13 protein-coding genes are annotated in these 14,410 nt (G+C 33.8%); 5 read left to right on the forward strand and 8 right to left on the reverse strand.

Features of this window, described 5'->3' with window-relative positions; all coding sequences use genetic code 11:
- Positions 1 to 53: 53 nt before the first annotated feature.
- Positions 54 to 428, forward strand: a complete 375-nt coding sequence (locus ABD690_RS00700; protein WP_344726018.1) for a cupin domain-containing protein — start codon at positions 54 to 56, stop codon at positions 426 to 428.
- A 50-nt stretch (positions 429 to 478) separates the two neighbouring features.
- Here the strand turns inward: ABD690_RS00700 and nqrF are convergent, their stop codons facing one another.
- From nqrF to ABD690_RS00730, 6 genes are read right to left on the reverse strand one after another with little or no spacing between them, the layout of a single operon-like run.
- Complete coding sequence (nqrF, locus tag ABD690_RS00705) at positions 479 to 1,786, reverse strand: NADH:ubiquinone reductase (Na(+)-transporting) subunit F (RefSeq protein WP_344729263.1); 1,308 nt, start codon at positions 1,784 to 1,786, stop codon at positions 479 to 481.
- A 4-nt stretch (positions 1,787 to 1,790) separates the two neighbouring features.
- Positions 1,791 to 2,510 carry an NADH:ubiquinone reductase (Na(+)-transporting) subunit E gene (gene nqrE / locus ABD690_RS00710; RefSeq protein WP_344726020.1) on the reverse strand — a complete coding sequence of 240 codons (720 nt, stop codon included), beginning with the start codon at positions 2,508 to 2,510 and terminating at the stop codon, positions 1,791 to 1,793.
- Positions 2,511 to 2,560: 50 nt separating this feature from the next.
- Positions 2,561 to 3,205, reverse strand: a complete 645-nt coding sequence (locus tag ABD690_RS00715) for an NADH:ubiquinone reductase (Na(+)-transporting) subunit D (protein ID WP_344726022.1) — start codon at positions 3,203 to 3,205, stop codon at positions 2,561 to 2,563.
- A gap of 4 nt (positions 3,206 to 3,209) precedes the next feature.
- The gene (locus ABD690_RS00720; RefSeq protein ID WP_344726025.1) at positions 3,210 to 3,959 is read right to left on the reverse strand and encodes a Na(+)-translocating NADH-quinone reductase subunit C; all 750 of its coding nucleotides are present in this window, start codon (positions 3,957 to 3,959) and stop codon (positions 3,210 to 3,212) included.
- Positions 3,960 to 3,962: 3 nt separating this feature from the next.
- Complete coding sequence (locus ABD690_RS00725) at positions 3,963 to 5,162, reverse strand: NADH:ubiquinone reductase (Na(+)-transporting) subunit B (RefSeq protein WP_344726027.1); 1,200 nt, start codon at positions 5,160 to 5,162, stop codon at positions 3,963 to 3,965.
- Entirely contained in the window at positions 5,162 to 6,517 is a 1,356-nt protein-coding gene (locus tag ABD690_RS00730) for a Na(+)-translocating NADH-quinone reductase subunit A (protein ID WP_344726029.1), read from the reverse strand. The genes ABD690_RS00725 and ABD690_RS00730 overlap by 1 nt, the downstream gene beginning before the upstream one ends.
- Before the next feature lie 169 nt (positions 6,518 to 6,686).
- Here ABD690_RS00730 and ABD690_RS00735 point away from each other — a divergent pair, with 169 nt between their 5' ends.
- Complete coding sequence (locus tag ABD690_RS00735; RefSeq protein WP_344726031.1) at positions 6,687 to 7,940, forward strand: type IX secretion system plug protein; 1,254 nt, start codon at positions 6,687 to 6,689, stop codon at positions 7,938 to 7,940.
- A gap of 95 nt (positions 7,941 to 8,035) precedes the next feature.
- Positions 8,036 to 8,422, forward strand: a complete 387-nt coding sequence (apaG, locus tag ABD690_RS00740; RefSeq protein ID WP_344726033.1) for a Co2+/Mg2+ efflux protein ApaG — start codon at positions 8,036 to 8,038, stop codon at positions 8,420 to 8,422.
- Here the strand turns inward: apaG and ABD690_RS00745 are convergent.
- Both ABD690_RS00745 and ABD690_RS00750 read right to left on the reverse strand, forming a co-directional pair.
- Positions 8,419 to 9,408: a DUF6695 family protein gene (locus tag ABD690_RS00745; RefSeq protein WP_344726035.1), complete on the reverse strand. Its 990-nt coding sequence runs from the start codon at positions 9,406 to 9,408 to the stop codon at positions 8,419 to 8,421. The two genes, apaG and ABD690_RS00745, sit on opposite strands and share 4 nt — an antisense overlap.
- Positions 9,401 to 10,126: an NRDE family protein gene (locus ABD690_RS00750; RefSeq protein WP_344726037.1), complete on the reverse strand. Its 726-nt coding sequence runs from the start codon at positions 10,124 to 10,126 to the stop codon at positions 9,401 to 9,403. Before ABD690_RS00750 ends, ABD690_RS00745 begins: the two co-directional genes overlap by 8 nt.
- A 148-nt stretch (positions 10,127 to 10,274) precedes the next feature.
- On the opposite strand from ABD690_RS00750, the gene pruA reads away from it, so the two are divergent.
- The gene (gene pruA, locus ABD690_RS00755; RefSeq protein ID WP_344726039.1) at positions 10,275 to 11,900 is read left to right on the forward strand and encodes an L-glutamate gamma-semialdehyde dehydrogenase; all 1,626 of its coding nucleotides are present in this window, start codon (positions 10,275 to 10,277) and stop codon (positions 11,898 to 11,900) included.
- A gap of 129 nt (positions 11,901 to 12,029) precedes the next feature.
- A complete protein-coding gene (locus tag ABD690_RS00760; protein ID WP_344726040.1) occupies positions 12,030 to 14,408 on the forward strand; it encodes a T9SS type A sorting domain-containing protein in 2,379 nt (792 codons plus the stop codon).
- The last annotated feature ends 2 nt before the right edge of the window (positions 14,409 to 14,410 follow it).

The raw sequence follows: 14,410 nt of genomic DNA on the forward strand, positions 1-14,410 counted from the left end.
CATCATATGCTTATATTGTAACAACATCTATTTATTTACCTATATATTAAGATATGAAACACATTGCTTTTACGTTACTCTTTGTGCCTGCTTTATTAATTTCATGTAAGGTGAATCATAAAAATTTGCCTGATCCATTAGAAGCTGGTTGGAAAGGAAAGGCTGTTTGTAAAGTTGTTGAAAACAACTCAAAATTAAGGATACTGAAATGCACTTTTCCTCCTGGTGTAGGACATGAAAAACATTATCATAATCCGCATTTTGGTTACACCATAAAAGGGAGTAAATTCAGAATTACAGATTACAAAGGCACTCGCGAAGTAAATGTTCCTTCCGGATATAGCTTTAAAAAAGATAGTCTCACGACACATAAGGTTTTAAATGTTGGAGATAGCACAGCTGTATTTTTAATAATGGAATACAAATAAAAAAACCAGCATTAATGCTGGTTTTTTTATTATTGAATTCTGAATAATTACTATCCTCCAAAGTCATCAAATCGGATGTTCTCATCTGGAATTCCAAAGTCTTCACCCATTTTTTGAACGGCTTTGTTCATTAATGGAGGTCCACAGAAATATAGTTCTATATCTTCTGGTGCATCATGTAGATTTAAGTAGTTATCTATAACACAATTGTGAATAAACCCTACAAACCCATCTCCTGGTGCATCAATACTTTCTTTTACTTTCCAATTATCTTCCTCTAATGGTTCAGATAATGCTAAATAGAACTTAAAGTTAGGGAAATCTCTTTCTAAAGCACGGAAATGTTCTAAATAGAATAATTCACGTTTTGAACGACCACCGTACCAGTATGTTACTTTACGTCCTGTTTTTAATGTTTTGAATAAGTGATATAAGTGAGAACGCATTGGCGCCATACCTGCTCCACCACCAACATATAGCATTTCTGCTTCAGACTCATTAATAAAAAACTCTCCGTAAGGTCCAGAAATAGTTACTTTATCACCTGGTTTCTGATTAAATATATAAGATGAAGCTACACCTGGATTTACATCCATCCAACCATTTTTGTTACGATCCCATGGCGGCGTAGCAATACGAACGTTAAGCATAATATCACGTCCTTCAGCAGGGTAAGAAGCCATAGAGTAAGCTCTTTCTACTGTTTCATCATTTTTCATTACTAATGGCCAAAGACCAAATTTATCCCATTCTGCTTGAAACTTATCTGGTGTTTCATGCTCTTCTGGATGTGCTGTAATATCTATATCAGCATATTTTACTTCACAAGGAGGGATCTCTATTTGAATATATCCACCTGCTTTATAGTTCATATCTTCAGGGATACGCACTACAAATTCTTTAATGAATGAAGCTACGTTGTAGTTACGAACTACTTCTGCTTCCCATTTCTTAATACCAAACACTTCTTCTGGAATGGTAATTTCCATGTCTTGCTTTACTTTTACCTGACAAGATAAACGCGCTCCGTGTGCTAACTCTTTACGTGTAAAGTGAGGTGTTTCTGTTGGAAGCGCTTCACCTCCTCCAGATAATACGTGACACTCACATTGAATACACGTTCCTCCACCACCACAAGCTGATGGTAAAAATATTTTTTGGTTACCTAAAGTTGATAACAATGTACCACCTGAAGCTACCTCTATTTCTTTCTCTCCGTTAATTTTTATTTTAACTGGACCTGATGGAGATAATTTTTGTTTTACAAATAGTAACAAACTTACTAGTAATAGTGTTACTACTAAAAAAGCTGCTACAGTTGCTAAAATTGTACCTAATGTACCTGCTACTAATACGATCATGTTACTCTACTACTTTTGTGTTGTTAGCTATCTCTTTTTTTGTTTCCTCTTTTACAGGAGCTTCTACTTGTGCCGTTTTATCTTCTTTAGCTTCTTCTTCATCTCCACCAGTTAGCATACCACCAAAACTCATAAATCCAATGGCCATTAAACCTGTAATGATAAATGTAATTCCTAAACCTCTTAAAGGTGCAGGTACATTTGAATAACGTATTTTTTCTCTAATTGCAGCAATGGCTAAAATTGCTAAAAACCAACCAATACCAGAAGATATTCCGTAGTTAAAAGCTAAACCTATTGTTTCAATTTCTCTAGACTGCATGAAAAGAGAACCTCCTAAAATTGCACAGTTTACAGCAATAAGAGGTAAGAAAATTCCTAATGAGTTATAAAGTGATGGAGAAAACTTCTCAACCACAATCTCTACTAATTGTACCATGGTAGCAATTGTAGCAATAAACATTATAAAAGAAAGAAAGCTTAAGTCGTAATCTGCATATTCTGCACCTAACCAAGTTAATGCTCCTGGTTGTAAAATATACTGATCTAATAACCAGTTTACAGGTACAGTTACAGCTAGTACAAATATTACAGCTGCACCAAGACCAACTGCTGTGCTTACTTTTTTAGATACAGCTAGGTAAGAACACATCCCTAAGAACGTGGCAAATACCATGTTATCTATAAAAATTGATTTGAAAAATAATTCTAAATGTTCCATATTCTATATTTTGATGAAATCCTGAAGTAATTCAGAACAACAAGTCAATTTTAGTCTTCAATTAAATCTTTGTTTCTACTACGTTGTACCCAAATAATGATTCCAACTACTATTAAGGCCATGGGTGATAATAACATGAACCCGTTATTTTCATATCCAATAGCATATAATCCTGTTTTTTCTATTGGGTCTCCTAATACTTTAAATCCTAGTAAAGTACCAGAACCTAAAAGTTCTCTAAAGAAACCAACAATAACAAGAATAACAGCATATCCTAAAGCATTACCTATACCATCTAAAAATGATCTCCATGGTCCGTTTCCTAAAGCAAATGCTTCAAATCGTCCCATAATAATACAGTTAGTAATAATTAACCCAATAAATACAGAAAGTTCTTTACTTAAAGAGTAAGCATAAGCTTTCAATACTTGATCTACAATAATTACCAATGCTGCAACAACTGTAAGCTGAACAATAATTCTAATCTTTGATGGGATTATGTTACGTATTAATGATATTACTACGTTTCCTGCTCCCATTACAAATAACACTGACAAAGACATTACGATAGATGCCTTTAATTGTGCTGTAATAGCTAATGCCGAACAAATACCTAATACCTGAATAGTAATTGGGTTGTTATCTGCTAACGGGTCTGTTATTAATTTTGCGTCTTTTTTTGAAAGTAATCCCATAAGATTATTTTTTTAAGTTTTTAAAATAAGGCACATACAATGATAAATCACTTTTTATCATAGCAGCCACTCCATCACCTGTAATTGTTGCACCTGCAATAGCATCAACCTCGTTATCTGTCTTATCTTTATTGGTAGGATCTGCATTGCTTTTAGTAATAGCAACGCCTTTAAAGTTTCCATTACTATCTAGTAAATGTTCCCCTATAAAATCATCCATAAAGAAACGCTCTTTAATATTTGCTCCTAAACCTGGTGTTTCTCCTTTGTGATCAAAATAAGCGCCTTGTATTACCATATCCTTATCCATGGCAATGTAAGCCCAAACAGCATCCCAAAGTCCTTTTCCTCTTATTGGAGCTATGTAATATGTTTGGCCGTCTTTTTCGCCAATAAATAAAGGTAACTTTCTTTTTGATGGGTTTCCTTTAGCGTTTGCTTTTGCTTTTTTAATATCAATTAAGTAAGCTTGGTCGTCTTCTGTAATTTGACCATCTTGTATAACGATTTGTTTTGTTATGTATTCGTTAAACAATTTTGGAGCAACATCTGTAGAAACAAAGTTTGCACTACTCTCATCGTTTTCATTAACACCCATTGCGTATAGGATGTTTTGTTGTTTTTCTAACTCTACGTTTTTAGTAATTGTAGGCTTAAGTGATGCTGCTGTAAAAGCTAATAAAGCACCAACTACAATCACCATTCCTATGGCAAACAATATGGTATATACGTTGCTATCTGTTTTATTGCTCATTTTTTAAGCTGTTTTTACTTTTAAACGTTTTTTTCTCTTTTTCACATTTCCTTGTACCACATAATGGTCAATAGTTGGAGCAAATACATTCATTAACAGAATTGCTAACATAACTCCTTCTGGATATGCTGGGTTGAATACACGAATTAAAATAGAAATAAACCCTACTAAAAATCCGTAAATCCATTTTCCTTTATTAGTTTGTGAAGCGGTAACTGGGTCTGTTGCCATAAACACAGTACCAAAGGCAAATCCACCAATTAATAAATGGTGCCAAAACTCTGTGCTCATTAATCCGTAAAACTTGCTACTTTCTGTAATCCAACCAGCGTCAACAACACCGTTAAATATTAAGCCCATTACTAGTGCACCTAATACAGATGACAGCATAATTCTCCAGCTTCCTATTTTAGCGAAGATTAAGAATAAACCTCCTAATAAGATTAAAAGTGTAGATGTTTCTCCTACAGATCCCGGTATAAAACCGTAAAACATATCAGCTATAGAATAACCTGCTTCATGACCTTGTGCTAAACTTCCTAGAATTGTTTCTCCTGATATAGCATCTACATTAGCTCCGCCAGCAATTTCTTGAGCGCGCTCTACAGCTCCATGAACCCATACTTTATCTCCTGACATCCAAGTTGGATATGCAAAGAATAAAAATGCGCGTATAGTAAGTGCTGGGTTAAGAATATTCATTCCTGTACCACCAAATACTTCTTTTCCTATAACTACACCAAAAATTACTGCTACTGCTAGCATCCATAACGGAATATCTACAGGCACTATAAGCGGTACAAGCATTCCTGTTACAAGGTAACCTTCTTCTACTTCATGCCCTTTTATTACTGCAAAAATAAATTCTATTGCTAGACCAACTCCGTACGATACAATTACCAATGGTAATACTTTAATTAAACCAATATAAAAAGCATCCCATGATAAGAATTCTACTGGTGATCCTATTGCTGCAAAATGCTGATAACCGGCATTAAACATTCCAAATATTAAACAAGGAACTAGCGCCATAATTACCGTATTCATTGTACGCTTTAAATCATCAGCCGCTTTAATATGCGTTCCATTGTGAGTTGTTTCGTTTGGCAGGTATAAAAATGTATGTAGCGCATTAAACGCTGGCGCCATTTTGGTGCCTTTATACTTTTCTTTTAAGTTATGTAAATTACTTTTTAAGCCCATTATCCTATCTCTTTAAGCATTAAGTCTAAACCTTCTCTTATAATTTTTTGATGTGGTTGTTTAGACACACAAATAAACTCGGTTAAAGCGAAATCTTCAGGTGCAACTTCGTACATTCCTAAAGCTTCCATTTCATCTAAATCTTGATACATACATGCTTTAAGAATTTGCATTGGATATATATCTAATGGAAAAACTTCTTCGTAGCTTCCTGTTACAACAAAAGCACGATGCTCACCATTTGTATTTGTATTTAAATCGTATTTTTTCTTTGGATTTAACCAAGAGAACGTCATGGCTCTTGAAGTAGAAATCTTATTAAAAATAGGTTTATTCCATCCAAAAAACTCATAATCATCACCTTCTGGAATTACCGTAATTGTATTGCTATAATAATCTAAAGCTCCATCTGGTTTAATTTGTTTTCCTGTTAATACATTTCCAGAAATAATACGATCATTTCCATCTTTATCAACACCGTTATCATAAACCATTGTTGCTACTTCGCTACCTATTTTGGTTTTAAAGTATCTAGGCTTTTTTACAGATGATCCAACTAAAGCTACAACACGTTCAGCGTTAAATTTACCTGTTAAAAGCAATTCTCCTATTATTACAAGATCTTGTGGGTTCACTGTCCAAACAACTTCTCCTTTATTTATTGGATCTATTTTATTGATTTGTGTTCCTACATTTCCTGACGGATGCGGTCCTGAAACCTTATGAATTGTTACTCCAGATAATCCTGCTAACGGTGAATTGGAACCCTTACCTACAGACACATGCACTGAACCTTCGGTTAATTTTCCTAAAGCAGAAACTGCTGCTTGTAACTCAGCCTCTTTACCCTGCAACACATAATCATAATCTGCTGCTAATGGCGCTGATGCATAACCAGAAATAAAAATCGCTTTTGGAGATTTATTAGGGTTTGCAACAACATCATACGGACGCTGTTTTACAAACGGCCAACATCCTGATGCTAATAAGTGAGACTTTACAGCATCAGCATCAGCTGAAGCTACATCAAACTTACCGTTATCCTGATAAGACTGTTCTTTATCTGCTTGAATTTTAATATCTAAAATTCTACGTTTTGCACCTCGTACTACCTCGATCACTTCACCAGAAACTGGAGAAACAAACTTAATAGCCTCATTGGCTTTATCATAAAATACAGTTTCGCCTGCTTTTACTTTAGCGCCTTCTTTTGCTATAAGTTTAGGAGTAATACTATGAAAATCTTCTGGACTAATAGTGCAGTAGTTGCTGATAATGGCGTTTTCCGTCGTTTTTTCAGCAGCACCTTTAAGGTTTATGTCCAGACCTTTTTTAATCTTAATGTCGTTTGACATATGTATAAAATTGAAATTAGTTGTCTAAAAATCCGTGCAAATTTACAAAGTAAATACCAAAAATTGTTTTTTAAAATGCCTTATGTTATTTATTTATATTTATTCTAAATAATGCGATTCGGTTAGGCATAAATTTTGTTTATCTTTACAAAACTAATATCAGCACTAAATGAGTTTATCTATTAGAATTCTATTCGCAGTTATCCTAATTCCTTTATTTAACTTTTCTCAAGAAGCAGAATTAAATCCGCCAGACCACATTAAAACCATTATTTTTAAAGGAAGTAACACTCAAGAAAGTCAATTACCCGTTTTAAGACTTGGAGAATATATCTCTTTAGAATTTGATGCATTAAACGGTGAAGAAGATAATTATTACTACAAGATAGAACATTATAATTTTGACTGGACGCCTTCTCCATTAGCTCGCGCAGAATTTATGGTAGGCTTTGATAATCAACGCATACGCAATTACGAAAACTCATTCAATACATTTCAAATTTACTCGCATTACAAACTTACTATTCCAAATGACCGTACGCGTTCTCTAAAAGTTTCAGGGAATTACATGATAAAAGTGTTTAATGATTATGATGAACTTGTTTTTTCAAGAAAATTTATGGTTTATGAAAATGGCGCAAGTGTTGGTGTTAACATAAAACGCTCTAGAAATGTAAAGTTTATTGAAAGTAAACAAAGTGTTGATATTGTTGTAAACGCTACAGGAATTCGCTTTAACAACCCTCTGCAAAATGTAAAAACAGTCATAATACAAAACAACAATCTTAATACCGCTATCACAGATTTAAAACCTCAATACACTATTGGTAATGAGTTAATTTACAAATACACAAACGAATCAAGTTTTTGGGCTGGAAACGAATATTTGTTTTTTGAAAACAAAGATATTAGAGCTGCAAACACAGGTATTCAATCCATAGAATTAAAAGATCTCTATCACAACTATCTTTTTACAAACACAGTACGAGCCAACAAACCTTACACATACAATCCAGACATAAACGGAAACTTTTTAATCACCGCTATTGATGCTGATAATCCAGATATTGAAGCCGATTATGCATGGATTCACTTTTCTTTATTAGCTCCAAAAATGACCGATGGAAAGTCTATTTACGTTTACGGTAACTTTAATAATTATGCCCTTGAAGACAGTAATAAAATGACTTATGATAATGCATCAGGAGCATATTTTACAGAATTACTATTAAAACAAGGTTTTTATAGTTACAAATATGTTGTTGTAGATAAAGATAATAATATTGACGAAGGCGCTATTGGTGGAAATTTTTACCAAACAGAAAACAACTATAAGGTACTTGTTTACTACAGAGAGCTAGGTGCTAGGTATGATAAATTAATTGGTATTGGCGAAGCTTCATCCGTTGACATATCTAACTAAAGCGTTATTTAATCGAGTAATTACAGGATTTTTCAGTAATATCTTTTATTTTATTAATTTAGCATAACTCAAATATTATGAGCTACTAAAAAAATATGGTTCAACAAGTTACTAAAGGCATAAAAATATCGGTTGAAACAACCTTTGAAGGCACTTTTTATAAAAATTATAAAATACAGTTTGCTTATGGCTATAAAGTAACTATTGAAAATCAGAGTAAAGATTCTGTTCAGCTTAATGCCCGACACTGGACAATAAAAGATGCATTAAACAATGTTGAAATTGTTTCTGGTGAAGGCGTTATAGGGAAAAAACCTGTTTTAAAACCGGGAGAATCTCACACATACACTTCTGGCTGCTTACTAACATCACCTTTTGGAGCCATGCAAGGCTACTACAGCATGGTAAACTTCACAACCACAAAGAAATTTAAGGTTGCCATTCCATCATTTAAGTTAAGTGCTCCTTTTGCTCTTAATTAAGGTTTTCTATCAAATCTAAAAAGCTGATCACGCTGTTTTACATGAAAAAACTTACAGTTTGAATAGTGCTCAAAAGTATACGGCTGTGAATAGTCAAAATCCTCACTACTTACTTGATAAGTTGCGTCAACATCAACATTTCCATAAGGAGAAATACGTCTATATCTGAAATCTTTTTTATTAAGCGCTGTTAACTCAAACCAAGCTCCTGCCGCAATACCAGGCAACCATTGCGCATGATCTTCTTTTTCAGCATTTTGTTTAGGCTCTAATGTCCCTATTACACTAGGACTATAATTTTTCAGTCTATCTAAAAACAAACGTCTATTTTCTTTACCTATTGTAGATTTAAACTTTGAAATCTCCCCAGTTTCTGAAACCAAAAACACATCTCCAACAGTTTTAGAAAGCACAACATTTCCTATTGTACTTGGTGTAAACCATTGAGAACTTATCAATTTCTTTTTAATTGATTTATTAGTGATACTCGCAATTAGCACATCAGTCACAAATCGCGCACAATTACAAGCTTCTTTAATAAAAGCAGCATAACGAATAAAATGTAGATTTTGCATTTTATTGATATGAGATCTGGCTTTTTTATAATCAACCTGACTACAAACCGAAGCATACAACGTACCATCTCCATGCGTTAGTTTAGGATGTGTAGCTAAAAATTTAAGAATGTCCTTTAGGTTTAAAACAGCATCATTTTCAATATCAGCAACAATAGGAAAGTCTAATTCGCAATCTGTGTCTTTACCTCTTACACGACCATTAGGTTCGGGCGTTATATAACGACCAAAATCATGATACTCTAATATCCCGGTTGACTTTTCAATTAAAACCAAAGCTGCATGTCCCGCTCTTACATGTGTTTTATTACCTATTCCAACATATTTTAAAAGCGGAGAATACCATTCTTCGGCATGAAGCACTATGGTTTCAGGGTAAGCTAATGTTAAGATAATTCCGGTATTAGTCATGAGCACATTCAGAAAATAGAAACGTTGACGTTATCACTTCGTTCTTTTGTAAGTTCTCAAAGCGCATTTCAACCTTATCAGAAGTTTTTGTTATTTGTGTTATACTTGTTGTTTTTACAAAGTCTCTATCCATAACCAACCCATAAACTTTATTTTCATTGTGCGTAGTTTTATGAAAATGAAGTATACTTTCCGCTGTAAAATCAGCATTTTCTTTGAAATCCTCAAACCACAATTTTCGCTCCTCTTTCATCGATTCGTTATACAAGGTAGAAGACGACCATAATCTAGGTTTTAAAGGCAGTTCTGAAACATGCTTCTTTTCGCCATCCCAAACTAATTCATAAAACTTTAATTGCGAATTCCAATCAACCACAACTATAGTAAAAGGCTCAACTTGATCTAAATTATAGGCGCTTATAGATTGCATAACATCATTTGATATCAACAAATCTTTTACAACAACTCCTCTGCTTAATCTGTAGTTTTCTTGACGTTTATGCAATGTAAAACCTCCGTTAAGCAAACAAATCAAACGGTTTTTCTCACTAACACCAACCCATGTTCCTCCTGCTAAGCTATCTTTAGGATACAATAACATGGTGTCATTTTCTAAATAAAAATCAGGATCTATCGTTTTTCTATTAGGTGCTTCGTCTCTATTAGAGGTTAAAATAAAATCGTTATTCCCTTTAGGGATTATAGTCACAGTACACATAAAACTTATAGTCAGCAAATGAGTTAGCAACTTACAAAAAAAAGAGAAACTTTTTTAACGTGAATTTATTAATGTTCAATCTTTTGAATAGTCAAAAAATCATACCTTTGCCATAAAATTATAATAACTATTTAAATAAAATAAACTCATGGGAAAAGGATTCTTTAATGTACCGATTGCAGTCAATGAGCCTGTAAAATCTTATGCACCTGGTTCTCCAGAAAGAGATGCTGTTTTAAACGCATACAAAGAGATGTTCAACAGTAAAGTGGATGTGCCTTTATATATCAACGGAAAAGATATTGAAACAGGTAACACTAGAACTATGTCGCCTCCTCATGATCATCAACATATTGTGGGAACGTATCATTTAGCTGAAAAATCTCACGTAGAAGAAGCTATAGCAACTGCACTTGAAGCAAGAAAAACGTGGTCTCAACTACCTTGGGAACACCGTGCTGGTATCTTTTTAAAAGCTGCTGAATTAATCGCAGGTCCTTACAGAGCTAAAATAAATGCTGCTACAATGATAGCGCAATCTAAAACAATTCATCAAGCAGAAATTGATTCGGCTTGTGAGCTTATAGATTTCTTACGTTTTAATGTTCAGTTTATGACTGACATTTACATGGACCAACCAGAAAGCACAAGCGATGCTTGGAACCGTATTGAATATCGTCCGTTAGAAGGATTCACTTACGCAGTAACACCATTTAACTTTACAGCTATTGCTGGAAACTTACCAGCTTGTATGGCTTTAATGGGAAATGTTGTTGTTTGGAAACCAAGTGACAGCCAAATTTACTCTGCAAAAGTTATCATGGATGTATTTAGAGAAGCTGGTGTTCCTGATGGCGTTATCAACGTTGTGTTTGGAGATCCTGTTATGATTACTGATACAGTAATGGCTAGTCCTGATTTTTCTGGGTTACACTTTACAGGTTCTACACACGTTTTTAAAGACCTTTGGAAACAAATAGGAAACAACATTCACAACTACAAAACCTATCCAAGAATTGTAGGTGAAACTGGAGGAAAAGATTTTATCGTTGCCCACAAATCTGCAAATGCTAAACAAGTAGCAACTGCTATTGTTCGTGGTGCTTTTGAATTTCAAGGACAAAAATGTAGTGCAGCATCTAGAGCTTATATTCCTTCAAACCTTTGGGAAGACGTTAAAAACTTTGTAATAGAAGATGTTAAATCATTTAAAATGGGTTCTCCAGAAGATATGAGTAACTTTATTACAGCTGTTATTCACGAAGGCTCGTTTGATAAATTAGCAAAGTATATTGATGGTGCAAAAGCTGATGCAGACGCTGAAATTATTGTAGGTGGAAACTATGATAAGTCTAAAGGGTATTTTATTGAACCAACAGTTATAGTGACTACAAACCCAAAATACACAACTATGTGTACAGAATTATTTGGTCCTGTAATTACAATTTATGTATATGATGAAAACCAATATTCTGAAACTTTAAAATTAGTTGACGAAACTAGCGAATATGCATTAACAGGTGCTATTCTATCAACAGACAGATATGCTATTGATGAAGCTACTAAAGCCTTACAAAATAGCGCAGGTAACTTCTATATCAATGACAAACCTACAGGAGCTGTTGTTGGTCAACAACCTTTTGGTGGTGCAAGAGCATCAGGAACCAATGACAAAGCTGGTTCTGCTCAAAACTTATTACGTTGGGTATCACCAAGAATGGTAAAAGAAACTTTTGTAACTCCTACAGATTACAGATATCCATTTTTAGGATAATTAATATATAATTTTTATTCAAAAAGCCTTTAAAATTTTCATTTTAAAGGCTTTTTTGGTTATTCATCTATACTACTAGTAAACAACCAATTAGTTGTCTATATTTATGTAATTGACAAACTAATGTATATGAAAAAAAGTTATTTTCTTTTCCTACTTTTTGCCACCTCAATCATCTATTCCCAAAACAAAAATCCATTTCAAAAATTCAACACCCTAGGTATGGAAACCTCTGTATTAATACCTAGCTCTCCTATATTAGACATTACAGATTACAACAAAAAAACTATAAACACTTCAAACTTCTACCAAGCATACAAAGCTATTGCTCATGGAGATTTACAAAATAGGTTAAAGCCTTTGTCTAGTATTAAGGCAACAGAAAAGGAAAGCTATTTTACCAATATTATTCCGCTTGCTATTTTACATTCAGAATTTGAATCTTTTACTAATGAAGCTTTACAAAATAACGCTGTTTCTAGAGATTCAGAAGGTTATTTAATTAGAAACAACTTTCAAGAAAACCTTTTTAAAAGAGAACACATAAGCATTGCCTCACCTTTGCGCTCACAAAAAAGAGGATTACTAACAACTTACAACCTATCAGAAGAAAACATTATAAACACCACAAGTAACCCGATAAACCTCATTGAAATAGATTTTAATGATGATCTTGGCTTTAGAAACATAAATACAAATGAGAATATTACTGTAAACTATCTTGAGGCAGGAGAGAAAAATATAATTTTTAGATTGACACTGTCTGATAATACCGTTATAACGCGAACAGCCACAATAAACATAACATATTCTAATGAAGATTTAGAACAACATTACAACCGCAGTATAACCACCTTTACAGGAAGCACTATTGCCGATTTAAGTCCTTATGGAGAAACCACATCACATCCTGGTGTTGGCGAGTATGAGTTGTTTTTAAGCAGCGATAACATCCTTGATAAGCCAATTTTTCTTGTTGATGGTTTTGATCCTGGTGACGGAAGACGTATTTCTGGAATTTATGAATTATTAAATTTTGAATCTGATGGTACTACATCAAATTTAGGAGATCTAGTTCGTGAAGAAGGTTATGACATCATCATATTAAACTTCCCTGTTTACACAAGACTTTCAGATACAACTATCATTGATGGCGGTGTAGATTTTATTGAGCGTAACGCTATGTTACTCGTTGATTTAATAAACCTCATAAATTTACAAAAAATAGGCACCAATCAAAATGTAATAATTGGTCCAAGCATGGGCGGATTAATTTCACGTTATGCTCTAAATTATATGGAAAATGTCAACATGAATCACGACACAAGGCTATGGATTTCTTTTGACTCTCCACACCACGGTGCCAATGTTCCTATTGGGTTTCAGCATCAGTTTAATTTTTTAGCCTTTGGGCTAGATGATTTTTGGGTTCTAGGCGATCAAAATGTTGAGGAGTTACAACCTATTATTAATGGCATGTTAACATCATCAGCAGCAAGACAAATGCTGACTGATCAGTTTGAACCACATATTACAAATAGTGATGGTGTTACCTTCAACAGCTCCTTATCGTTACCAAGAGCACATAATCACAAAAGCATTTTAGACTCTAGAATAAATGCACTAACAGACTCTGGATTTCCAGAATTGCCTCGTAAGGTTTCTATTATAAACGGTAGTGGTAGCAACAACCGATATCAAGATAATTCTGCTGCATCAAATGATTTAGTTCCAGGAAGTCAAATTCTAAATGCTGATATAAACATTATGACAGGTGCAGATCTTAAAGTACAAACTTATTTTACTCCAAACGCAGGGTCTCAACTAACAACCAGTAAAGTTCATTTAGATTTTGCTTGGTGGTTTCCTTTGGCAAATGACAGAGTAAACAATGCGAGTAGCAGCTCTTTTTCATACTCTAACGGAATTGATGCTGCATCAGGCGGACTATTTGATATTGGCGGATTGACAGAAGACTTGGATACCAACGGACTTGTTGGGGAATTTTTAAATGCACTAAAAACTGATTTTTTTAATTTCATACCAACTGTAAGCGCTATGGCTTTTCAAATAACTTCTAATGAAATAAATTGGTTTCACACACCTACAGGAATCACATCATCTAGAGGCATAAACAACATCACTCCTTTTGACGCTTGGTATATGCCACAGGAAAATGAACCTCATGTAACATTGACCGAACAAAATGTTGATTTTGCTTTAAATGAAATATTTCAAGAAACATTATCTACAAACATCTTACAACCTAATAGCACTATTAGATTAACCCAAAATCCTGTAAGAAACAATTTAACAATATTAAGCTCTCATCAGTATGATAACACTAAAATATCTATAGTAGACACAACAGGCAAGCTGGTTTACACACAAACTTTAACTTTAAACAAGCAAACAAGCATACCAATAAACATAGCTTCAGGCTTATATATTTTAAATATTGAAACCCAAAACACGCAATCTTTAAGAATAAAACTGTTAGTTAAATAGAG

This window comes from Corallibacter vietnamensis, assembly GCF_039537875.1.
GTDB lineage: Bacteria > Bacteroidota > Bacteroidia > Flavobacteriales > Flavobacteriaceae > Corallibacter > Corallibacter vietnamensis.

Excerpts from the sequence above, each read along its gene's own strand:
- ABD690_RS00735 (WP_344726031.1), top strand. The coding sequence starts at position 6,687 with ATGAGTTTATCTATTAGAATTCTATTCGCAGTTATCCTAATTCCTTTA.
- apaG (WP_344726033.1), top strand. The coding sequence starts at position 8,036 with ATGGTTCAACAAGTTACTAAAGGCATAAAAATATCGGTTGAAACAACC.
- ABD690_RS00725 (WP_344726027.1), bottom strand. The coding sequence starts at position 5,162 with ATGGGCTTAAAAAGTAATTTACATAACTTAAAAGAAAAGTATAAAGGC.
- ABD690_RS00730 (WP_344726029.1), bottom strand. The coding sequence starts at position 6,517 with ATGTCAAACGACATTAAGATTAAAAAAGGTCTGGACATAAACCTTAAA.
- ABD690_RS00700 (WP_344726018.1), top strand. The coding sequence starts at position 54 with ATGAAACACATTGCTTTTACGTTACTCTTTGTGCCTGCTTTATTAATT.
- pruA (WP_344726039.1), top strand. The coding sequence starts at position 10,275 with ATGGGAAAAGGATTCTTTAATGTACCGATTGCAGTCAATGAGCCTGTA.
- ABD690_RS00750 (WP_344726037.1), bottom strand. The coding sequence starts at position 10,126 with ATGTGTACTGTGACTATAATCCCTAAAGGGAATAACGATTTTATTTTA.
- ABD690_RS00745 (WP_344726035.1), bottom strand. The coding sequence starts at position 9,408 with ATGACTAATACCGGAATTATCTTAACATTAGCTTACCCTGAAACCATA.
- ABD690_RS00760 (WP_344726040.1), top strand. The coding sequence starts at position 12,030 with ATGAAAAAAAGTTATTTTCTTTTCCTACTTTTTGCCACCTCAATCATC.
- ABD690_RS00715 (WP_344726022.1), bottom strand. The coding sequence starts at position 3,205 with ATGGGATTACTTTCAAAAAAAGACGCAAAATTAATAACAGACCCGTTA.
- nqrE (WP_344726020.1), bottom strand. The coding sequence starts at position 2,510 with ATGGAACATTTAGAATTATTTTTCAAATCAATTTTTATAGATAACATG.
- ABD690_RS00720 (WP_344726025.1), bottom strand. The coding sequence starts at position 3,959 with ATGAGCAATAAAACAGATAGCAACGTATATACCATATTGTTTGCCATA.